Raw genomic sequence first — 21,206 nt, 5'->3', positions numbered from 1 at the left:
CTATGCCCACTGCGGGGCGCCGTGTCTACCGCATGTCGCTGCTGTCCAAAATGCGGACCTCGATGCCGGCCTTCTCTGCGACCTTCATCTTCACATCGGCTGTGACGAGAGGCGCGTCCAGAAGATGCGCCAGCACGACGTAAGCCGCGTCGTACGCGGTGAAGTTGTCACGCAGGTCGAGGATCTCGTGCAGCGCGCCCGTCATCTGATGGCGACGTACATCAAGGACCTGGAAGTCGGCGATCGCGTTGACCAGCCGGGCCGGGGTCAGCTTGCGGCCGAGAGTGCGCCCACGCAGGGCGCTGGCGACCTCGAAGTCCAGGAGTGTCGGAGCGTGTAGCTCGTGGTCGGCCATGAGCTCCATGAGCACCGGATCGGCGGAGTCGGCGATAAGTGCTTCCACCATCGCCGACGACTCGATAACGATCACGACGCATCACGCACGCGGCGGATCTGCTCGACGATCTCGTCTCTGGTGGGGCCGCCGCGGCGGTCGCGGCTGAGGATGCGCTGGACGACCTCGGCGTTGGTCGGGCGCCGGGGCTCGGTGGCGTCGGAGGCCTGGGCGGCGCCGGCCAGGCGCTCCAGCTCGGCGCGCAGGTAGGCCGTGAGGGTGAGCCCTCGGTCGGCCGCCTGGGACTTGAGGGCCTCGACGGTCTCCTCGGGGACGCCGTCGACCTGTACCGATGCCATGTCATGACTGTAGGCGTCTGTGTGCAGAGCGGACAAGGGGGATGTCGCTTTCCGTGTTGTTGACGTTACGGATGGCTACATCATGCCATGCGGAACGGCCGGCGCTTGCCTTTGTCCACAGGGCTATGGCCGTGTTCGAGGCTCGTGCCGTGCCCGATGGGGGAGAACGCGCCGTTGTGGAGCGCCACAGGCGGACGTCTGGCTCAGGCCGGGAAGCGGTCCGGGATGACCGGGGTCAGGGCTCGAAACGGCCGTAGTCGCCGCGGAAGAACACCAGTGGCCCGTGGTCGGCGTGCGCGTCCAGGGCCAGGACTCGGGCCACCACGATGCTGTGGTCGCCGGCGGGGTGTTCGGCCTCGACCACGCACTCCAGCCAGGCGAGCGCTCCGTCGATGAGCGGGCCACCGCCAGGTGAGGTGCGCAAGGACAGCCCGGCGAACTTGTCCCCGGCCCTGGCCGCGAGTCGCCTGCTGACGTGCTCCTGCCGCTCCGACAGCACGTTCACGCACATGAGTTCGGCCGCTCTGATGCGCGGCCATGTCGTGCTGGTGTTCGAGACGCAGAAGGCCACGAGCGGGGGGTCCAGCGAGACCGAGGTGAAGGAGTTGACCGCGAGGCCGCGGGGGAGACCATCGGCCGGGTCGACGGCGGTGACGGCCGCCACGCCGGTGGCGAAGCGTCCGAGCACGCTCCTGAAGTGCCGGGAGTCGGCCGGATCGCCTCCGGAGCCGGCGTCGCGCAGGGGGGCCCGTGTCCGGGAGCGGCCACCGGCGGGCGCCGGGCCCTCCGTGGCCGCGCGGGCCGCCGGATGCTCCAGCGCGTGCCCGTTCAGCGGCCTGGCCCGCCGTCCGTTCCCGCTCGTGTCGGCGGGCTCGGCGGCCCGTGCGAGCGGCAGGGGCGGAAGGGGAGGTGGAGCGCTCGGCCTGTACGTCAACGCCCCGTCCCTCCTGAACCGGAAACCGCGTGCTTCCCTGACCGTGCGAGTCTTCGCCGATCGAGGTGCGGCGCTTTCAGCATGCAACTTCAACCATGCTTCAGGTCAAGTGCTGATCGTGTGACGAGGGACACGTCAGGGGGTGCGAACAGCGGCACCTGCGGAGGGAGGTGGCGCGACGGCGGCCCCGGCGGGCGTACACGCCCTGGTCCGGGCCGCGGTGGTAACGGAAACGTGTCCTGGCGGGCGTGGGGGACCCGCCAGGACACGTTCCGCCCCGGCGCGACCTCCAGGACCCCGGCGAGGGTTGGGGTCCTGGAGATCGTTCATCGCACGGAGCCGGTGGGCGGCCGACCGCCGGAGTCGTGAGCCCGGGTGGTGCCCGGCTCCTCCTCGATCGGCCTGCGGAGACGGCGTTTGACCAGCTGAGCGGCGCCCGCGGGATCGTCCGACGGATGGGTGACGGTGAGCCCGTCCTCCGTCCACAGGAACGTGCCACCACGGCACCACACGGTCAGCTCGGTGGTCACCGAGAGCACGGACATCCCGTTCGCGCTGCTCTGGTAGGTGTGGGTGAACCCCTCACGGTGCAGCGCGTAGCGCAGGAGCCGCGTCGCCTCGCGGGGATCGTGCCAAGGCAGATATGGCGTGCCCGCCCGGACTGCCAGCACAGGCCCTCACCCCCTCGCCGCCGCCTCTTTGATGGATTTGTACCAACGTTTGGATAATGCGGGGTGGAGACGCTTGGGTCAAGGGGTTGTTTGCCGTCAGATCGAGATCGTCTAAATTCGTAGGTACAAAAGGACGCAACCGTAGGTGAGATTTGGCACGGTCGACGCTGTACCAGCAGGTGGCCGGCGAGCTGCGCAGGGCGATTTACTCCGGCGAGCTCGGGCCGGGCGCCCAGCTGCCGACGGAGATGGACCTCATGGACAGCCATGAGGTCAGCCGGAACACGGTACGCCTCGCCCTGGCCGAGCTGGAGAATGAGGGCCTGATCACCCGGATGCGCCGGCGCGGCAGCTTCGTCCGCGACCGCCGCGCCCTGCTCATGCGTCCGCAGGCGGAGCTGAACACTCCGCCCGGGGTGCTGCGCCGGGAGGCGTTCGCCGAGGCGGTCACCAAGGAGGGCCGCAAGCCCGGCCAGGAGATCGAGGTGTCGATCGTCCAGCCTCCCGAGGAGATCGCGGCCAGGCTGGAGCTGGAGGAGCACGTGCCCGCGGTGGTGCGGCGGCGGCTGCGCTACGTCGACGACCAGCCCTACAACACCAACGACTCCTACTTCCCGCACGCGCTGGTGCGCGACTCCGAGATCGCCCGGCCCGCCGACATCCTCCGCGGCGCCAACCGCGTGCTGGAGGAGCTCGGCCACCGCCAGGTGCGTGTCGTGGACGACATCTCCGCGCGCATGCCGACCCCGGAGGAGTCCGCCCGCCTCCAGCTCGAACCGGGAACGCCCGTCGTCGTCTACGTCCGCGTCGGCTACGACCGGGAGGACACCCCGGTACGGGTCGCCGTCTCGGTGCTGCCCGCCGACAAGCATCTGATCAGGTACGAGCTCGCGGTGAGCTGAGCACCGGCCCGGCCCGCTGACGGCGCGCCGCCGGGCCGCCCGGCTCCGGCCGGCGCGGCCGGGCCCGTCCGAGTCGTTCCGGCCGCCCGGCCACCGGCCCCGCGTGCGGCCTTGACCCGCCCGGTGACCGTCGGCAAGCGGCTCCGGTCCCGTGGTACGGCCGCGCCGTCGCGTGTGACGCCTGGTGATGGGGATGCGTTCGCCCGTCACGCGTGGTGACCTCCTCTTCCGCCCCAGGGCCCCCAAGGCCCGGCGGCAAGCGCTTTCGTCCCCGGCCTTGACTGATAGGGCCGCGCGCCCCCGGTCGGGCACTTTCGGTGCCCGAGGCGCTACCAGCGGCGACGAAAGGACGTTCCCCATGTACCCCCACACCCTCCAGTCGGCCGGATCGCTCACCCTGCGTAACGCCACTCCCGATGATCTGCCGGGCGTCCTCGCGCTCCTGGCCGAGACGGCGGGCTGGCTGCACAGCCGGGGCATCCGGCAGTGGCCCGCGGACGGCTTCCCCGCCGCGCGCATCGAGCCGCTCATCGCCGAGAGGACCCTGTACGTGCTGGACGGCGAGGACACCGGGGAGGACGGCGGCGTTCGTCCGCCCGCCGCGACGATGGCCCTGGACGACCACGCGGACCCGGAGTTCTGGCGGCGTGCCGACCACCCGGAGAGTGCCCTCTATGTGCACAAACTGGCCGTCGGGCGCGCCTTCGCCGGGCGCGGCCTGGGCGAGACCATGCTCGACTGGGCGGCCCTGCGGGTGGCGGCGACCGGCCGCAGGTGGCTGCGGCTCGACTGTTCCAAGAGCAACCCGCAGTTGCAGGCCTACTACAGCGGCCTCGGCTTCCGGCACGTGCGTACGGTGGATCTGCCGCACCGCGCCTCGGGTGCGCTGTTCCAGCGGGCCGCGGGGCTCGCCTCGCCGGTCGTCCCGCACGCGCGCCGCCGCAGGTCCGCGCACCTGGGAAGCCGGTGAGTCCTGGCCGCGGGCGCCCGGTGAGGGGTGGTCGAGGGCGTCGCTCGCGGCACTGCCCGCAATGTGGCGGCATGTCGCAGATATGGCCTCATGCCCTGGTAGATCATGATGTAGTCAGCCGAGCGTGGATCAATGGCAGGCTTGGCGGCGGTAGCGGTCCACTTTGGGACAAGAGGGTCCGATAACCTCAGGACTCATGACCGGATCGCTGCTGGAGGTGATCGCGCTCGACGTGCGCGACGCCGTGGCCGCAGAGGAGGGCGGCGCGGACCGTCTCGAGATCGTGGCCGACATGTCCGTGGGCGGGCTCACCCCCGCCCCCGAGACCGTGGCGGCGATCGCCGAGAAGTCCGCGCTGCCACAGATGGTGATGCTCCGCTCCAACGCGGGGTTCACGGTGACCCCCGGGGAACTGGAGGGCCTGGAGCGCGACGCCCGCGTCCTGGCGGCCGCGGGTGCGGCCGGCTTCGTCTTCGGTTTCCTCGACGAGCAGGGCAAGGTCGACCTGGCGGCGACCGAAGCGCTGATCCACGCGGTCACCCCGCTGCCATGGACCTTCCACCGCGCCGTGGACAACGCCGCCGACACGCAGGCGGCCTGGCGGGCCGTGCGACTGCTCCCCAACCTCGCCACCGTGCTCACCTCGGGCGACCCGACCGGCATCGCCGCCGGGCTCCCGATCCTGCGGGCGCGGGCCGAGGCGGGCGACGCGCCGATCACCCTGGCCGGCGGCGGGCTCAGGCCGCACCTGGTGCCACCGCTGCTGGACTACGGCGTGCGCGCCTTCCACGTTGGCAGCGCCGTCCGCTCATCATGGTCCACCCCGGTGGACGTCGAGCGGGTCCGCCGCTGGCGCGAGCTGGTCGACACCATCTGACATGGGGCTCCGGCACCTCACCCTCGGCGAGACGGTCGTCCCCGGCTTCGACGCGGCCCACGCCGCCCAGACGGAGCGATATCCCGGCTCCGCCGGAGCCTGGCAGCCCGTGCACACCGTGTACGTACCGGCGGACCGCTTCGGCCATCTCACGGTGCGGGAGTGGGGTGATGAGGCGCTGGCCCTGCTGGAGCGTCACCTGCCGGACGAGGCCGCTGTGGCATCGGTGTTCGGCCCGATGCCCGCCGCGCAGGCCGCCGACGTGCGCCGCCGGGTGGCGCGCAAGCTGGTGCGCGAGCCAATCGAAGATCTCCGGATCGACTTCGAGGACGGGTACGGGACGCGTACCGGACGCGAGGAGGACCGGCACGCCGACAGCGCCGCCCGATCCATCGCGCTGATGGACCACCTCGGCACGCTGCCGCGCCGCTGGGGACCGCGGGTGAAGTCGTTCGCCGACGGGGACCCCGCGCGCAGCATCCGCACGCTCGACATGTTCCTCACCGGTGTGGTGCAGCGGCGCGGCCGTCTTCCGGACGGCTTCACCGTGACCTTCCCCAAGGTGCTGATGGAGGAGTACCTCGGCCAGTTCGCCTCGGTGCTCTCCTCGCTGGAGGAAGGGCTCGGCCTGGTCTCCGGGACGCTGCGGTTCGAGATGCAGGTCGAGGCGCCGCAGACCGTCATGTTCCTCACGCGTTCCGCGAACCTGGTCCCCTTGCTCGGCGGTCGCCTGGCCGCGGCGCACTTCGGGGTGTTCGACTACACCGCCGCCTGCGGCCTGCCGCCCGCCGAGCAGCGTCTGGACCACCCGGTGTGCGACCACGCCCGTGAGGTGATGCGGGTCGCGCTGGCCGGCACCGGAGTCGAGCTGTCCGACGGCTCGCTGGCAGCCTCCCCGGCGTCGGACGCCACCGCCGACGTGCACCGGTTGTGGCGGGCGCACGCGGCCATGGTGCGCCACTCGCTGCGCCACGGGTTCTACCAGGGCTGGGACATGCACCCCTCGCACCTGGCCGCGCGGTACGCCACCGTGTACGCCTTCCACCTCGCGACTCGGGACGCCTACGCCGAGCGTGTGCGGGCCTGGGAGGAACGGCGTGCGGCGGCCGGCGGCGTCATGGACGAGCCGGCCACCGTCAAGACCCTCTCGGCCGCCCTGCACCGCGCGGCTCTCGCCCTCGACGGAACCGAAGCCCTCTCGGCGGACGATCGCTGAACGCGGCGCGCGTACGACCTGGCCGCTGCGCGACGGCCTCGCCGTCCACCTTCCGCCGGCCCGGCGCCGGTGGGGAGCGGGGTATCACAAGGGCGGGACGTGCCCGCTCGAGCCGCGGGCCGGGGCCGGAGGAGCGGGGGCTCAGGCGCCGGGATCGGCGGGGCGGCCGGCGGCGAGCATGGCGGCGCGGCCGACGAGCTTGACCTGCTCGCCGCGGCCGAGCGAGGCCGCCAGGGCCGCCTCCGCGGCCTCGATGCGCAGCCAATCCTCGTAGGTCACCGGTCGCACGCCGCGCGCGGCCAGAATGTCGTCCAGCCGGGTGCGCGGCTCCGCGCGGCCGGGCCGGGCGGCGAGATCGGCCAGCAGCGTGCGGACGGTCTCGGCGGCGTCGGACTTGTTGGTGCCGATGACGCCGGTCGGCCCGCGCTTGAGCCAGCCCGCGACGTACTGCCCTTCGCCCACCCGTCCGGCGACGTTCGGCACGGTCATCGTCGCGGTGTCGAAGGGCACGCCGGGCAGCGGGACGCTCTGGTAGCCGACCGAGCGCAGCACCATGCCGGCCGGGATGGTCTCGTACTCGCCGGTGCCCACCACCCGGCCGTCTTCCAGGCGGGTGCGCTCCAGCAGCAGCCCCTCGGCCCGGCCGGAGCCGAGGATCTCCAGCGGCCGCAGCCAGAACCGCACGGTCAGGCGGCGCGGACGGCCCGCCGGGGCGCACAGCGCCCACGAGCGCAGCACCTCGACATTGCCCCTGACCTGCCGGGACACCTCGCCGAGCTCGCCGGACCCGGCCTCCTCGGGGAGCACGTGCACGTCGCAGCCGGTCAGCTCGCCGAGCTCGCGCAGCTCCTTGAGGGTGAACTTGGCGTGCTCGGGGCCGCGCCGTCCGATCATGTGGATGCGGGTCACCTGGCTCTTGGCCAGCCGGTCGAGCACCTCCTGGGGCACGTCGGTGGTGCGCAGCTCCTCGGCGGTCTTGGCGAGGATGCGCACGACGTCGACGGCGACGTTGCCGACGCCGATGACCGCCACGTCGGTGCTGTCCAGGGTGAAGGTCTCCGGCGGCATGTCGGGGTGGCCGCAGTACCAGTTGACGAAGTCGGTGGCGGCCACGCTGCCGGGCAGGTCCTCGCCGGGGATGCCGAGGCGGCGGTCCACCATGGCGCCGGTGCAGTAGACGACGGCGTCGTAGCTCGCGGCGAGGTCCTCGGCGAAGACCTCGCCGCCCAGCTCGACGCCGCCGAGGAAGCGCACCGAGGGCGACTCCAGGACCCTGCGCAGGTAGCCGGCGATCGACTTGATCGAGGTGTGGTCGGGCGCCACGCCGTACCGCACGAGCCCGTACGGCGTCGGCAGCCGGTCGAGGATGTCGACCTCGACGGGCTCGCCCGCCTGCTTGGTCAGGGCCTCGGCCGTGTAGATCCCGGCGGGACCGGATCCCACGATCGCCACGCGCAACGACATACGCCCTCCTTAGCGGACCGTACCGGCCCGACGGGTGTCATGCGCATTCTTGCCCAGCCCGGTCGCCGCGGCCAGCCACGCGCCGGTGCCGATGGCAATGATCCGCCGGTTCCCCGGGCGGAGGCCACCCGCCATCTCGCGCCCGTACGCCGGGCGGGCCGGGCGCCGTGGTAATGCGGGGCGGCGGCCTTCCCGGAGTCGATAGCCTGTATACCTGTCATTCCCCGCGACCGAGGAGTAGCCGTGCTGCTGCGTATGTCCACCCTGTTCCTGCGCACCCTGCGTGAGGATCCGGCGGACGCGGAAGTGCCGAGCCACAAGCTGCTCGTCCGCGCCGGTTACGTCCGTCGCGTCGCCCCGGGCATCTACTCGTGGCTGCCCCTCGGGAAGATCCTTCTGGAGAACGTCGGGCGGGTGGTCCGCGAGGAGATGAACGCCATCGGCGGGCAGGAGGTCCTGTTCCCCGCCCTGCTGCCCCGGGAGTACTACGAGGCGACCGGCCGCTGGACCGAGTACGGCGACACGCTGTTCCGGCTGAAGGACCGCAAGGGCGGCGACTACCTGCTCGGGCCCACGCACGAAGAGATGTTCACCGACATGGTCAAGGGGGAGTACTCCTCCTATAAGGACTATCCGGTCATCCTCTATCAAGTCCAGACGAAGTACCGCGACGAGGCGCGTCCCCGGGCGGGCATCCTGCGCGGGCGCGAGTTCGTCATGAAGGACTCCTACTCCTTCGACCTGGACGACGACGGCCTCAAGCGCTCCTACGAGCTGCACCGCGAGGCGTACATCAAGCTGTTCGACCGGCTCGGCATCAGCTACAAGATCGTCTTCGCGATGTCCGGAGCGATGGGCGGCTCGGCCTCCGAGGAGTTCCTCGCGCCCACCCCCACCGGTGAGGACACCTTCGTGGCCTGCCACAACTGCGGGTACGCCGCCAACGCCGAGGCCGTGGTCACTCCCGCGCCCTCCGCGGTGACCGCCGAGCACCCGGCCCTGGAGGTGCTGGACACCCCCGGCACCCCGACGATCGAGTCGCTGGTCGCCCTGATGAACGACCGGTACGGGCTCGGCGTGACCGCCGCAGGCACGCTCAAGAACGTCGTGGTCAAGGTGCGCACGCCCGGCTCCGACAAGGTCGAGACGCTGATCGTCGGCGTGCCCGGCGACCGCGAGGTCGACTTCAAGCGCCTTGAGGCCGCGCTGTCCCCCGGAGTGCCCGAGATCTTCGAGGCCGCCGACTTCGACCGGCACCCCGGCCTGGTGCGCGGTTACATCGGCCCGCAGATCCTCAAGGAGCTCGGCATCCGCTACCTGGTGGACCCGCGCGTCGTCGCGGGCTCCGCGTGGATCACCGGCGCCAACGAGCCCGGCAAGCACGCGGTGAACGTCGTCGCGGGCCGCGACTTCGAGCCCGACGGCACGATCGAGGCCGCCGAGGTGCGCGCGGGCGACGCCTGCCCGGTGTGCGGCCACCCGCTGTCCATCGACCGCGGCATCGAGATCGGGCACATCTTCCAGCTCGGCCGCAAGTACGCCGACGCCGCGGGTCTGGACGCCCTCGGCCCCGACGGCAAGCCCATCCGCATCACCATGGGCTCCTATGGCGTGGGCGTCTCGCGCGCCGTGGCCGTGCTGGCCGAGCAGCACCACGACGAGCTGGGCCTGGTGTGGCCGCGCGAGGTCGCGCCGGCCGACGTCCACATCGTCGGCACCGGCAAGGACGACCAGGTCGAGGTGGCGCTGCGGCTGGCGGGTGAGCTGGAGGCCGCGGGGCTGCGCGTGCTGGTCGACGACCGAGCCGGGGTCTCGCCGGGCGTGAAGTTCAAGGACGCCGAGCTGCTGGGCGTCCCGACCATTCTGATCATCGGCCGTGGCCTCGCCCAGGGCGTCGTGGAGCTGCGCGACCGCGCCTCCGGTGTCAAGGAGGAGATCCCGCTCGCCGAGGCCGTCTCGCGCGTGCTCGCCGCCGCCACGAACGCCTGACGCCCGGCCGGCGGTGCCGGCATGTTCAAGGGCCCGCCGCCTTCGGCCCTAGGCGGCGGGCCCCTCGCACGCGCCGCGTCAGAGTCGAACTGCACGACGCGCGGTTCCGTGTCCGGTCCCGGGGGCCCGGGCCGGTCCGATTCAGCGGCGGGCGCTTCCGAGCGTCTTGCGCCAGTGGAAGCCGCCGGGCAGGTTCACGGTGATGGTGCGCCGCCCGTCGGCGGTCTTGGTGACACGGAAGCCACGTCCGCCATAGCTGTGCCCGACACCGCTGCGCGACAGGTTGAGCCTGAACGGCCCCATCTTGATCGACTTACGGTAACTCCAGCCCATCTGTTTCCTCCGTGCGTTGCGATGGCCGGGCAACTACCCCAGAGCCGGATGGCAAACGTGGAGAAAAGGGAGAGAAACGTCTTACCGTGGATCACTGCGGGAGGGAGACCGGCGGCGTGCCGCTCGCCGTGGCCGTGGGGGAGGCGGCCGGCGCCGGCCTCGGGTGGCCGGGCAGGGCCGGGATCACCGGCTGCCAGCCGAACCCGCGCACCGTGCTCTCCTGCATGGCCAGCGCCGCCAGGCGGCGCAGCGCGGAGTCGGGCACGGCGGTGAGCTCCAGGTAGGCCGCCGTGACGCGGTCTTCGATCAGCGCGGCCAGGCGGGCGGCGTCGCCCGCCGTGGCGACCGGGAACGGGAGCTGGTAGGCCGCCATGGGCTCCGAGGGCGTGCCGCCCCGGGCGATGACCAGCCCGCGGATCTGGTCGCGCCGGGCCCGGTGGGCGTCGAACCCCGCTCGCGCGAAGGAGCGCCTGCCGCCGGAGAGGCGCGCCCCGATCACGCCATAGGCGTACACCGCGGCATGCTCGGCGTCGAGCACCTTGTTCAGCTCGCGGGCGGCGTCGGTCACGGCGACCCCGCCAGTGCCGCGGCGTGCGCGGCCTCGCACGCGCCGATGGAGGCGAGCAACTGGGCCAGCGGGGGCGAGACCGTGCCGATCTGGCGGGGACGGGCGGCCGCCGCCGCCCGCTCCATGTCGCGCAGCCTGCCGATGGTGACCTTGGCCCCGGGCGGGGAGGAGCCCGGCGTGGCGGACGTCGCGGGCGTGGCGGCGGGCGTGGCCGGGGACGGCAGACGGCGCCGCAGCTCGGCCAGGTGCGCCTCATGGCGTTGCTGGAAGGGACGCAGCGTGGCGGCGATCTTGGCGTTGGCGAGCGCGGCCTGCCGGTAGAGGGCCACCATGCGCTCCTTGTCGGCGATCACCCTGGTGAGCAGCACGGTCTCGGGGTCGGGTGGCCGGGCGGGCGCCGCGGGCGCAGGCCGGTCGTGCCCGGAGCAGCCGGTGGCGGGCACGGCGAGCGCCGCGGCCGCGGTGCCGCGCAGCACCGCGCGCCGGGTCAGGGCACACTGACGCACGGTGCGGCCTCCCTGTGAATGACGGCATTTCCTGGCTTGGCACATAGCATCGTACGGCGCGTCACCCGGTGGGTAACCGAGTGACGCTCTTTCCGTGCCCGGGTGTCGATAGGCTGGAGAAACCGTGGGCGAGACAGGCCCTCGGCCGTCCCTTGGGACGGCCGATGAAACAACTGGGAGGTCAGCATGGGCGCCGACGCTCGACGTGACCGCCTGATGAAGCTTCTTGAGCCCATCGCGGCCGCCGAGGGACTCGACCTTGAAGGTGTCACGGTCACCCAGGTGGGCAGGCGCAGGCTGCTGCGGATCATCGTGGACGGCGACGGCGGGGTGAGCCTGGACAAGGTCGCCGACGTGAGCCGGTCGGCGTCCAAGGCGCTGGACGAGAGCGACGTGATGGGCGGCGGCGCGTACGTTCTGGAGGTCTCCTCGCCCGGGGTCGACCGCCCGCTGACCGAGCCGCGCCACTGGCGGCGCAACAAGGGCAGGCTGGTGAAGGCCGTCCTGCGCGACGGCACCACCGTGGAGGGCCGCATCCTGTCCGTCGGCGACGCCGGCGTCGAGCTCTCGGTCGGGGAGACCGTGCGCCCGCTGGCGTGGGACCTGCTGGCCAAGGGGCGGGTGCAAGTGGAGTTCCGCCGGCTCGACGATGACGTGGCGGACGATGAATACGGCGCCGGCGACGACGGCGACGAGGGCTAGGGGGGAGCCTTGTGGACATTGACATGAGCGTCCTGCGGAGCCTGGAGCGCGAGAAGGACATCTCCTTCGACCTGGTCGTCAAGGCCATCGAGGACGCACTGCTGATCGCGTACTTCCGCACCGAGGGAGCGGCGCCCAAGGCGCGTGCCGAGCTCGACCGCACCTCGGGCCATGTGACGATCTTGGCTGCCGAGCTCGACGAGGAGGGGCAGGTCGTCCGCGAGTACGACGACACCCCGGGAAACTTCAGCCGCATCGCCGCGACCACGGCCAAGCAGGTCATTCTGCAGCAGCTCAGGGACGCGGAAGACGAGATCAACTTCGGCGAGTTCGCCAGCCGCGAGGGCGAGCTGGTGGCGGGGATCATCCAGCAGGGCAAGGACCCCCGCGTGGTGCTGGTGGACCTCGGCAAGATCGAGGCCATCCTGCCGCACAACGAACAGGTCCCCAGCGAGGACTACGTCCACGGTGAGCGGCTGCGCTGCTATGTCGTGCAGGTGAAGAAGGGGCACAAGGGCCCGTCGGTCACCCTGTCGCGCACGCACCCGAACCTCGTGAAGAAGCTCTTCGCGCTGGAGGTCCCCGAGATCGCCGACGGCACGGTGGAGATCGCCGCCATCGCGCGCGAGGCCGGCCACCGCACCAAGATCGCGGTGCGCTCCCGCCGGGGTGGGGTCAACGCCAAGGGGGCGTGCATCGGGCCCATGGGGTCGCGGGTGCGCAACGTCATGACGGAGCTGCACGGCGAGAAGATCGATATCATCGACTGGTCGGACGATCCGGCCGAGTTCGTCGGGAATGCCCTGTCACCGGCGCGGGTTTCACATGTCGAGGTGATCGACCTCGACGGTCGTGTCGCCCGGGTGACCGTCCCCGACTACCAGCTCTCGCTGGCGATCGGCAAAGAGGGGCAGAACGCCCGTCTCGCCGCTCGTCTCACCGGATGGCGTATTGACATCCGGCCCGATACCCAAGCGGCCGCTGCGGGGGATGCGGTCGGCCCCGCCGATGCTTCCACAAGGTAAGCTTGAGAACGGTGGCCAGGCGGCCCCGCTACGCACGTGTGTGGGCTGCCGGGTTCGCACGGTAAAGTCCGAGCTGCTCCGCCTGGTGGTGGTCGGGAGCGAGATCGTTCCCGACCAGCGAGGACGGCTGCAGGGCCGTGGTGCATACCTGCACCGGGCGCTGAGCTGCCTGGAGCTCGCCGAACGTCGCCGGGCGTTTCCGCGCTCGTTCCGTGTCGCGGGAGTGCTCGACCTGGCGTGTCTGCGAGCTCATCTCGTGGGGCTTGACGCCGAGTAGGACCGGGTGGATGGTTACCAACTGTCATGTAGGACGCCGAGTCGATGGGCGGGTCAGATAGCGATGAGCGCCTGATGAGCATGCGGCGATGAGTACGTCCAGGTAGAGACGGTCCGGCGGCACAGCCTCCCGGGCCGAGTTAGGGAGTGCAGTGGCGAAGGTCCGAGTCTACGAGCTCGCCAAGGAGTTCGGAGTAGAGAGCAAGGTCGTCATGGCCAAGCTCCAGGAAATGGGCGAGTTCGTGCGATCGGCGTCTTCTACGATAGAGGCGCCGGTGGTCCGCAAGCTTACGGAGGCCCTCAAGGGGTCCTCCGATTCCAGAGGTGGCGACAGGTCGTCCCGGGCGCCGAAGCCGGCCCCGCGGCCGGGTCCGCCTCCGTCCGGCAACGGCGCGCCCGCGCCGGGCCAGTCCGTTCCTCGTCCGGGTCCCGGTCCTCGTCCGGGTCCTGTTCCGCGTCCAGGGCCGGCGCCGGCGAACGTCACCCCGCGTCCGCCCGTTCCGATGCCCCACGTCAACCAGCCTCCCCAGGAGGCCCCCCGCCCGGCCGCGCCGCGCCCCGAGGCACCTCGCCCCGCCGCGCCGCGCCCTGAGATGCCGCGCTCCGAGGCCCCCAGGTTCGAGGCTCCTCGCTCCGACGCCGCGCGTCCGGCCGCTTCCGGCCCGCGTCCCGGCCCGGCGCCCAAGCCCGGTCCGCGTCCCGGTCCGGCCCCGCGTCCCAACCCGCCCGGTGGCGGTGGCTCCGGCGGCCCCTCGGGTCCGCGTTCCGGTGCTCCCGCGCCCGGTGGCGCTCCGCGTCCGGGTGCGCCCAAGCCGGGCCCGCGTGGCCCGCGTCCCGGCAACAACCCGTTCTCCTCGACCGCGAGCGGCATGGGCCAGCGCCCGCCGCGTCCGGGTCGTGAGGGCGGTGGCCCTCCCGGCCGCGACGGTGCTCCCCGTGAGGGCGGTCCCCGCGAGCCGCGCCGCGACGGCGCCGGTCCGCGCGAGCCGCGTCGTGAGGGTCCCCGCGACGGCGCCATGCCGCGTCCCCCGGGCGCGCGTTCCGGCGCGCCGGGTGCGGGCGGCCCGCGTCCGGGTCCCGGTGGCCCCGGCGGCCCGCGTCCCGGTCCGGGTGCAGGTGGCCCGCGTCCCGGCGGTCCGCGTCCGAACCCGATGATGATGCCCTCGCGCCCGGCCGGCCCCGGCCAGGGTGGCGGCGGTGGCCGTCCCGGTGGCGGTGGCGGCGGTGGCCGGCCTGGTGGCGGCGGTGGCCGTCCCGGTGGCGGCGGCGGTCCGCGTCCCGGTGGCGGCGGCGGCTTCGGCGGTCCCCGCACGGGCACCGGCGGCCGTCCCGGCGGTGCCGGCGCGGGCGGTGGCGGTGGTGGCGGCGGCTTCGCCGGTCGCCCCGGTGGCGGCGGCGGTCGTGGCCGCGGTGGCACGGCGGGTGCCTTCGGGCGTCCCGGCGGCCGTCCGACCCGTGGCCGCAAGTCCAAGCGCCAGAGGCGTCAAGAGTTCGACAACATGCAGGCCCCCTCGATCGGTGGCGTGCAGGTCCCCCGTGGCACGGGGCAGACCCTGCGGCTGCCGCGCGGAGCCTCGCTGTCCGACTTCGCCGACAAGATCGGTGCGAACCCCGCGTCGCTGGTGCAGATCATGCTGCACCTCGGCGAGATGGTGACCGCCACCCAGTCGGTGAACGAGGAGACCCTGCAGCTGCTGGGCGCCGAGCTCAACTACGCCATCCAGGTCGTCAGCCCGGAGGAGGAGGACCGCGAGCTTCTCGAGGCCTTCGACATCGAGTTCGGCGAGGACGAGGGCGACGAGAGCGACCTCGCGGCACGCCCGCCGGTCGTGACCGTCATGGGTCACGTCGACCACGGTAAGACCAAGCTGCTCGACGCCATCCGCAACACCAACGTGGTGGCGCGCGAGGCCGGTGGCATCACCCAGCACATCGGTGCCTACCAGGTCTCCACCGAGCACGAGGGCCAGGACCGCAAGATCACCTTCATCGACACCCCGGGTCACGAGGCGTTCACCGCCATGCGTGCTCGTGGTGCCCAGGCGACCGACATCGCCGTGCTGGTGGTCGCCGCCGACGACGGTGTGAAGCCGCAGACCATCGAGGCCCTCAACCACGCCCACGCGGCCGAGGTGCCGATCGTGGTCGCGGTCAACAAGATCGACAAGGAGGGCGCCGACCCGACGAAGGTGCGCGCCCAGCTCACCGAGTACGGTCTGGTGGCCGAGGAGTACGGCGGCTCGACGATGTTCGTCGACATCAGCGCCAAGCAGGGCCTCGGCATCGACGACCTGCTCGAGGCGATCCTGCTGACCGCCGACGCCGAGCTGGACCTCCGGGCCAACCCGACGATGGACGCCCAGGGCATCGCCATCGAGGCCCACCTTGACAAGGGCCGCGGCCCCGTGGCGACCGTGCTCGTGCAGCGCGGCACGCTCCGGGTCGGCGACTCGATCGTCTGTGGCGAGGCGTTCGGCCGCGTCCGGGCGATGCTGGACGACAACGGCGAGAACGTCACAGAGGCCGACCCGTCGCGTCCGGTCCTGGTGCTCGGCCTCACGGCCGTGCCGAGCGCCGGTGACAACTTCATCGTGGTCACCGACGACCGCATGGCCCGGCAGATCGCCCAGCAGCGGGCGGCCCGGCAGCGCATCGCCGACATGGCGAGGTCCAGCCGCCGCCGCACCCTCGAAGAGCTGTTCAGCGACCTGGAGAAGGGCAAGGTCGACGAGCTCAAGCTCATCATCAAGGGTGACGTCTCCGGTTCCGTGGAGGCCCTGGAGGACGCGCTGCTCAAGATCGACGTCGGCGACGAGGTGCGCCTGCGGGTGCTCCACCGTGCGGTCGGCGCGATCACCGAGTACGACGTCAACCTGGCGATCGCGGACGACAACGCCGTCATCATCGGCTTCAACGTGCGACCCGAGGTCCGGGCGCGCGACCTGGCCGAGCGCGAGGGCGTCGACATCCGCTACTACTCGGTCATCTACCAGGCGATCGAGGAGATCGAGGCGGCCCTGAAGGGCATGCTGAAGCCGGAGTTCGAGGAGATCCAGACCGGCACCGCCGAGGTCCGCGAGGTCTTCCGGGTCCCGCGCATCGGCAACGTGGCGGGCTGCCTGGTCCGCTCCGGCACGATCACCCGCAACAGCAAGGCCCGGCTCATCCGCGACGGCGTCGTCGTGGCCGACAACCTCACCGTCTCGTCGCTGCGTCGCTTCAAGGACGACGCGACCGAAGTCCGCGAGGGCTTCGAGTGCGGCATCGGTGTCGGCTACAACGACATCAAGCTCGACGACGTCATCGAGACGTTCGAGATGCGGGAGAAGCCGCGCGTCTGACGGCTGACAGGAGTACGACGGAGGGTGTCCGCGGGCCTGGCCCGCGGACACCCCCCGCTCTCCGTGGCCGTCCGGCCGTGGCGACAGCCATGTACATAGGTGCTCTCACTCTGGACATCCTGCTCGGCGACGTGCGTTCGCTGAAGCAGAAGCGTTCTGTGGTACGTCCTCTGATCGCCGAGGTGCGCCGCCGGTTCCCTGCGGTCGCGGTGGCCGAGACGGGCCACCTCGACCTGCACCGGCGCGCGCAGATCGGCGTCGCCGTGGTCTCCGCCTCCGCCGGCAACTGCAGTGAGGTGATCGAGGCCTGCGAGCGGCTCGTGGCGTTCCGCCCGGAAATCGAGCTGCTGTCCGCGAGGAGGCGGCTGTACAACGAGGACGAAGATTAGGGGCCCGCGGGGAAGTCAGGATTCCCGCGGGCCGTTAACGAGGAAAAGCGACAAAGAGGGGGAGCGCGATCGTGGACGCAGCACGCGCCCGTAAACTTGCGGACCGCATTCAGCAGGTCGTCGCCGAGATGCTGGAGCGGCGGATCAAGGATCCGCGCCTCGGCTTCGTGACGGTGACCGACGCCCGCATCACCGCCGACCTCCGCGACGCGACGGTCTTCTACACCGTGTTCGGCTCCGAGGCCGAGCGGGCCGACACCGCCGCCGCCCTGGAGAGCGCGAAGGGCATCATCCGCGCCGAGGTGGGACGGCAGACCGGTGTGCGGCACACGCCGACCCTCACCTTCAGCCATGACCCGCTTCCCGACAGCGCCCGCCACCTGGACGAACTGCTCGCCGAGGCCCGGGCGCGGGACGAGGAGATCGCCAAGCGCGCGGCAGGCGCCGTCCACGCCGGTGACGCCGATCCCTACCGCAAGCCCGGTGAGGAGAGCCCCGACGGCGAGGAGGCCCCCGAGGAGTTCGAGGCGGGGCCGGCCGACCGGGCGGGGCGTTCGGCGCAGTGATGCCCGGCACGCACACAGGCCCGCTCGCGCCCGCCGTGCGGGAGGAAGACTGGCGCCGCGCGGTCGAGCTGCTCAAGGACGCGCGGGAGGTGGCGCTGATCTGCCACGTCGCCCCGGACGGCGACGCCCTGGGCTCCATGCTCGGCCTCGGCATGGCGCTGCGGCGGGCGGGCAAGCGGGTGGCGGCGTCCTTCGGTGACCGCAGGTTCGCCGTGCCGCGCCTGCTGCGCTTCCTGCCCGGGCAGGACCTTCTGGTCGAGCCGGCGGCCTACCCCGCGGAGCCCGAGCTGATGGTCAGCTTCGACGTGCCGACGATCGACCGGCTCGGCCTGCTCGCCCCCAACGCGGGCAAGGCGGCCGAGCTGATCGTCATCGACCACCATCCGTCCAACACCGGGTTCGGCACGGTGCCGATCGTGGACCCGTACGCCGCCTCGACGTCGATGCTGGTGGAGGAGCTGATCAACCGGCTCGGCCACCAGATCGACCGCGACATCGCGACCTGCCTGTACACCGGCCTGGTCACCGACACCGGGTCGTTCAAGCACTCCTCCACCGGCCCCGCGGCGCACGAGATGGCGGCCCGGCTGGTGGCGACCGGGCTGCGCACCGACGAGATCGCCCGCGAGCTGTGGGACCGCTCCCCGTTCTGCTACCTGCAACTCCTGGCGACGGTCCTCGGCCGCGCCCGGCTCGATCCGGGGGCGGCGGGCGGCGCCGGCCTGGTGTGGACGTATGTGACCCGCGTCGACCGGGCCGCGCACTGCCTGCCGTATGAGGAGGTGGAGGGCGTCATCGACGTGATCCGCCGTACCGACGAGCCGGACGTCGCGGTCGTGCTCAAGGAGGACGACGAGGGGGCCTGGCAGGTCTCCACCCGCTCCAAGGGCCGGGTGGACGTCGGCCGGGCCTGCACCCTCATGGGCGGCGGCGGCCACGTTCGCGCGGCCGGCTTCACCTCGCACGATTTGCCCGAGGAGACCATCGCCACGTTCACCGCGCTCCTCGGCCACCCCGAGTGAGTCCCTTCGCCGGCCGCGACGACACCGTGAGGATGTGCCCATGAGTACGGCGGGCAGTGAGCCCGGCGCCCCCGCGCAGGCGGGGGACGCCACGCGCGCGAGGCGGCCCGCGCCGCCCAGCGGGCTGATCATCGTGGACAAGCCGGCCGGCTGGACGTCCCACGACGTCGTGGGACGGCTGCGCCGCCTGGCCGGCACCCGGCGGGTGGGCCACGCCGGCACCCTGGACCCGATGGCGACCGGCGTGCTGGTGGTCGGCGTGGAGAAGGCCACCCGGCTGCTCGGCCACCTGGCGCTCACCGAGAAGGTCTACGACGCGACGATCAGGCTCGGCGTGACCACCACCACCGACGACGCCGAGGGCGAGGTGATCGCGGAAGTCCCGGCCGGCGGGGTGACCGAGGAGGCCCTGCACGCCGGGGTGGGCGCGCTGACCGGTCCGATCGAGCAGGTGCCGCCGCAGGTCAGCGCGATCAAGGTGAACGGCGAGCGCGCCTACAAGCGGGCCAGGGCCGGCGAGGAGGTCGAGTTGCGGGCCCGCACGGTGACCGTCCACGCCTTCCAGGTCACCGATGTGCGCCGCGCCGGCGACGCGGTCGAGGTCGACGCCGTGGTGCGCTGCTCCAGCGGCACCTACATCCGGTCGCTGGCCCGCGATCTCGGCGCCGCGCTCGGTGTCGGTGGCCACCTGACCCGCCTGCGCCGCACCCGCGTCGGCCCCTACGACCTGTCGATGGCCCGCACCCTGGACGAGCTCGCGCACGATTGCGTGATCCTGCCGATGGCGACCGCGGTGGCGGCGGCCTTCCCCCGCATGGACGTCTCGGCGGAGGAGGCCAAACTGATCGGGCACGGCGGACGCCTGGCCTCGGCCGGGCTGGGCGGCGGGCCGATCGGGGTCTTCGGCCCCGATGGCGCCCTGCTCGCCCTGGTCGAGGAGCGCGGGCGCACGGTCAGACCCCTGGCCGTCTTCGTCCCATGACCCCTGATGCGGCCGGGGCCCGCGCCCGGCGGGCCGTCCGCTGAGCTACTCTCGTCCCCGTGCGGGGAAACGGTCCCCGCGTGGCAGGCTTGGATGAACGCGACCAACACCACAAGGAACGAGGTCGAGGTGCACGGCTGGCACGGACTCGACGACGTGCCCGGAGACTGGGGCAGGTCCGTCGTCACGATCGGGGTGTTCGACGGTGTGCACCGAGGTCATCAGCGCATGGTCGAACGCGCGGTCGCCATGGCCCGCGAGCTGGGCGTGGCCGCCGTTGTGATCACGTTCGACCCGCATCCTGACGAGGTGGTCAGGCCGGGCACCCACCCTCCACGGCTGAGCACCACCCGGCACCGCATGAGGCTGCTCGGCGACCTCGGCGTCGATGCGGTGTGCGTGCTGCCGTTCACGCTGGAGTTCTCGCAGATGACGCCGGACGAGTTCGTCCAGGCGGTGCTCGTCGACCGGCTGCACGCGGCCGGTGTCGTGGTGGGGGAGAACTTCCGCTTCGGCCACAAGGCGGCGGGCAACCTCGAGACGCTGCGTGAGCTCGGCGAGAAGTACGACTTCGTGGCCGAGGGGGTCCCGCTGGTGAGCGATGGCGAGGCGATCTCCTCCAGCCTGGTCCGCGACCTGCTGACCTCGGGCGACGTCGAGGGTGCGTCCGGGGCGCTCGGCCGCCCGCACCGCATCGAGGGCGTGGTCGTGCGCGGTCACCAGCGGGGCAGGGCCCTGCTGGGCTTTCCGACGGCCAACGTCGAGTCCCAGGCGTTCACGTGCATCCCGGCCGACGGGGTCTACGCCGGCTGGCTCGAGTGCGTCCAGTCGCCTTCGCCCTACGAGGGCGAGCGGTGGCCGGCGGCGATCTCCATCGGGACCAATCCGACGTTCGAGGGCGTCGAGCGCACCGTCGAGGCGTACGCCCTCGACCGTGACGATCTCGACCTCTACGGGGCGCATGTGGTGGTCGACTTCGTCGCGCGGCTGCGTGGCATGCTCAAGTTCGACTCGGTCGACGCGCTCATCGAGCAGATGCGCCGCGACGTGGACGAGGCGCGCCGCCTGCTCACGCAGGGCTGACCGCGCGCGTTGGCCGCACCGGCCCGCAGGCGATGGTAGCCTGACGTGTCGGCTGGGTGCGGCTTCAGGCTGCCCGCCGGCCTGTTACGGCGACTGTAGGCACACACGGTCGTGCGTAAATCACCATCTCTTGTGTGCCCGCAGACAAGAAGGAGTGCCGTGTCGCTCGACACCGCCGCCAAGAAGCAGATCATCGACGAGTACGGGACCGGAGACGGTGACACCGGCTCCCCCGAGGTGCAGATCGCGCTGCTGAGCAAGCGCATCAGCGAGCTCACCGAGCACCTCAAGACCCACAAGCACGACCACCACAGCCGCCGCGGGCTGCTGCTGCTGGTCGGCCGCCGCCGCCGCCTGCTCAAGTACCTCATGAGCAAGGACATCACGCGTTATCGCACCCTGATCGAGCGGCTCGGCCTGCGCCGATAGTCTAGGAGGGAGCGGCCTCGGTGCCGCTCCCTCTCTCATATCAGGGCAAAGGTCACCTGATATGGAGAAACGGGATCGGCGCGTCCCGTGCGGCGCGCCCCGTTTCGGAGCAGACTGGCCTTCGAGACAACTGAACAGCCGAGAAAGTGCCCCGCGTCCGCACAGCACAGCAACGCGCGTCCCGTGACGCCTGCGGGCCGGTCCTCGGTAGTGGCTTCCGGGTGCGGACGGCGAGTACGCCGCGCAGCCCGGGTGCTTCGATCGAAGA

Annotated in this window: 23 protein-coding genes; 15 read left to right on the top strand and 8 right to left on the bottom strand. The window is 71.9% G+C overall.

What is annotated here, in order from left to right:
- Positions 1 to 25: 25 nt before the first annotated feature.
- From IEY93_RS13565 to IEY93_RS13550, 4 genes are all read right to left on the bottom strand, one after another.
- Positions 26 to 430, bottom strand: a complete 405-nt coding sequence (locus tag IEY93_RS13565; protein WP_189163382.1) for a type II toxin-antitoxin system VapC family toxin — start codon at positions 428 to 430, stop codon at positions 26 to 28.
- On the bottom strand, positions 427 to 693 hold the full coding sequence (locus IEY93_RS13560) for an antitoxin (protein ID WP_189163381.1): 267 nt from the start codon (positions 691 to 693) through the stop codon (positions 427 to 429). The genes IEY93_RS13565 and IEY93_RS13560 overlap by 4 nt, the downstream gene beginning before the upstream one ends.
- Before the next feature lie 235 nt (positions 694 to 928).
- Complete coding sequence (locus IEY93_RS13555) at positions 929 to 1,627, bottom strand: flavin reductase family protein (protein WP_229691104.1); 699 nt, start codon at positions 1,625 to 1,627, stop codon at positions 929 to 931.
- A gap of 326 nt (positions 1,628 to 1,953) precedes the next feature.
- Entirely contained in the window at positions 1,954 to 2,298 is a 345-nt protein-coding gene (locus IEY93_RS13550; protein WP_189163380.1) for a hypothetical protein, read from the bottom strand.
- Positions 2,299 to 2,450: 152 nt separating this feature from the next.
- On the opposite strand from IEY93_RS13550, the gene IEY93_RS13545 reads away from it, so the two are divergent.
- From IEY93_RS13545 to IEY93_RS13530, 4 genes are all read left to right on the top strand, one after another.
- Entirely contained in the window at positions 2,451 to 3,200 is a 750-nt protein-coding gene (locus tag IEY93_RS13545; RefSeq protein WP_189163379.1) for a GntR family transcriptional regulator, read from the top strand.
- A 358-nt stretch (positions 3,201 to 3,558) separates the two neighbouring features.
- On the top strand, positions 3,559 to 4,170 hold the full coding sequence (locus IEY93_RS13540) for a GNAT family N-acetyltransferase (RefSeq protein WP_189163378.1): 612 nt from the start codon (positions 3,559 to 3,561) through the stop codon (positions 4,168 to 4,170).
- Positions 4,171 to 4,366: 196 nt separating this feature from the next.
- The gene (locus IEY93_RS13535) at positions 4,367 to 5,047 is read left to right on the top strand and encodes a copper homeostasis protein CutC (RefSeq protein WP_189163377.1); all 681 of its coding nucleotides are present in this window, start codon (positions 4,367 to 4,369) and stop codon (positions 5,045 to 5,047) included.
- A 1-nt stretch (position 5,048) separates the two neighbouring features.
- Entirely contained in the window at positions 5,049 to 6,263 is a 1,215-nt protein-coding gene (locus tag IEY93_RS13530) for a DUF6986 family protein (RefSeq protein WP_189163376.1), read from the top strand.
- 141 nt (positions 6,264 to 6,404) lie between these two features.
- On the opposite strand, the gene IEY93_RS13525 is transcribed toward IEY93_RS13530, so the two are convergent.
- Positions 6,405 to 7,727, bottom strand: coding sequence for an FAD-dependent oxidoreductase (locus IEY93_RS13525; RefSeq protein ID WP_189163375.1), 1,323 nt, complete (start codon positions 7,725 to 7,727; stop codon positions 6,405 to 6,407).
- Between the two features lie 243 nt (positions 7,728 to 7,970).
- On the opposite strand from IEY93_RS13525, the gene IEY93_RS13520 reads away from it, so the two are divergent.
- Positions 7,971 to 9,716 carry a proline--tRNA ligase gene (locus tag IEY93_RS13520; RefSeq protein ID WP_189163374.1) on the top strand — a complete coding sequence of 582 codons (1,746 nt, stop codon included), beginning with the start codon at positions 7,971 to 7,973 and terminating at the stop codon, positions 9,714 to 9,716.
- Between the two features lie 141 nt (positions 9,717 to 9,857).
- Here IEY93_RS13520 and IEY93_RS13515 read toward each other — a convergent pair whose 3' ends face one another.
- The 3 genes from IEY93_RS13515 to IEY93_RS13505 all read right to left on the bottom strand — a co-directional run bounded on the left by IEY93_RS13515 (position 9,858) and on the right by IEY93_RS13505 (position 11,123).
- Positions 9,858 to 10,049 (bottom strand): DUF4236 domain-containing protein, encoded by a 192-nt coding sequence (locus IEY93_RS13515; protein ID WP_189163373.1) that lies wholly within the window; start codon positions 10,047 to 10,049, stop codon positions 9,858 to 9,860.
- 91 nt (positions 10,050 to 10,140) lie between these two features.
- Complete coding sequence (locus IEY93_RS13510; RefSeq protein WP_189163372.1) at positions 10,141 to 10,617, bottom strand: ferritin-like domain-containing protein; 477 nt, start codon at positions 10,615 to 10,617, stop codon at positions 10,141 to 10,143.
- Positions 10,614 to 11,123 (bottom strand): hypothetical protein, encoded by a 510-nt coding sequence (locus tag IEY93_RS13505; protein ID WP_189163371.1) that lies wholly within the window; start codon positions 11,121 to 11,123, stop codon positions 10,614 to 10,616. The genes IEY93_RS13510 and IEY93_RS13505 overlap by 4 nt, the downstream gene beginning before the upstream one ends.
- Positions 11,124 to 11,309: 186 nt before the next feature.
- Here IEY93_RS13505 and rimP point away from each other — a divergent pair, with 186 nt between their 5' ends.
- The 10 genes from rimP to rpsO all read left to right on the top strand — a co-directional run bounded on the left by rimP (position 11,310) and on the right by rpsO (position 20,938).
- Complete coding sequence (rimP, locus tag IEY93_RS13500; RefSeq protein ID WP_189163370.1) at positions 11,310 to 11,825, top strand: ribosome maturation factor RimP; 516 nt, start codon at positions 11,310 to 11,312, stop codon at positions 11,823 to 11,825.
- Positions 11,826 to 11,848: 23 nt separating this feature from the next.
- The gene (nusA, locus tag IEY93_RS13495) at positions 11,849 to 12,850 is read left to right on the top strand and encodes a transcription termination factor NusA (protein WP_203968046.1); all 1,002 of its coding nucleotides are present in this window, start codon (positions 11,849 to 11,851) and stop codon (positions 12,848 to 12,850) included.
- Positions 12,816 to 13,127 (top strand): YlxR family protein, encoded by a 312-nt coding sequence (locus IEY93_RS13490; protein WP_307837551.1) that lies wholly within the window; start codon positions 12,816 to 12,818, stop codon positions 13,125 to 13,127. The genes nusA and IEY93_RS13490 overlap by 35 nt, the downstream gene beginning before the upstream one ends.
- 151 nt (positions 13,128 to 13,278) lie before the next feature.
- Entirely contained in the window at positions 13,279 to 16,467 is a 3,189-nt protein-coding gene (infB, locus tag IEY93_RS13485) for a translation initiation factor IF-2 (protein WP_189163367.1), read from the top strand.
- A gap of 89 nt (positions 16,468 to 16,556) precedes the next feature.
- Positions 16,557 to 16,856 (top strand): DUF503 domain-containing protein, encoded by a 300-nt coding sequence (locus IEY93_RS13480; protein ID WP_189163366.1) that lies wholly within the window; start codon positions 16,557 to 16,559, stop codon positions 16,854 to 16,856.
- A 68-nt stretch (positions 16,857 to 16,924) separates the two neighbouring features.
- Positions 16,925 to 17,422 (top strand): 30S ribosome-binding factor RbfA, encoded by a 498-nt coding sequence (gene rbfA, locus IEY93_RS13475; RefSeq protein WP_189163441.1) that lies wholly within the window; start codon positions 16,925 to 16,927, stop codon positions 17,420 to 17,422.
- Positions 17,422 to 18,444 (top strand): DHH family phosphoesterase, encoded by a 1,023-nt coding sequence (locus tag IEY93_RS13470; RefSeq protein ID WP_189163365.1) that lies wholly within the window; start codon positions 17,422 to 17,424, stop codon positions 18,442 to 18,444. Before rbfA ends, IEY93_RS13470 begins: the two co-directional genes overlap by 1 nt.
- Before the next feature lie 40 nt (positions 18,445 to 18,484).
- A complete protein-coding gene (truB, locus tag IEY93_RS13465; protein ID WP_189163364.1) occupies positions 18,485 to 19,426 on the top strand; it encodes a tRNA pseudouridine(55) synthase TruB in 942 nt (313 codons plus the stop codon).
- 93 nt (positions 19,427 to 19,519) lie between these two features.
- Positions 19,520 to 20,509, top strand: a complete 990-nt coding sequence (locus IEY93_RS13460) for a bifunctional riboflavin kinase/FAD synthetase (protein WP_372444430.1) — start codon at positions 19,520 to 19,522, stop codon at positions 20,507 to 20,509.
- A gap of 159 nt (positions 20,510 to 20,668) precedes the next feature.
- Positions 20,669 to 20,938, top strand: coding sequence for a 30S ribosomal protein S15 (rpsO, locus tag IEY93_RS13455; protein ID WP_189163363.1), 270 nt, complete (start codon positions 20,669 to 20,671; stop codon positions 20,936 to 20,938).
- Positions 20,939 to 21,206: the final 268 nt, after the last annotated feature.

The organism is Sphaerisporangium melleum, assembly GCF_014646695.1.
GTDB lineage: Bacteria > Actinomycetota > Actinomycetes > Streptosporangiales > Streptosporangiaceae > Sphaerisporangium > Sphaerisporangium melleum.
Note: the sequence above shows the minus strand (reverse complement) of the source record. Positions and strands in the feature narration are given on the sequence as shown.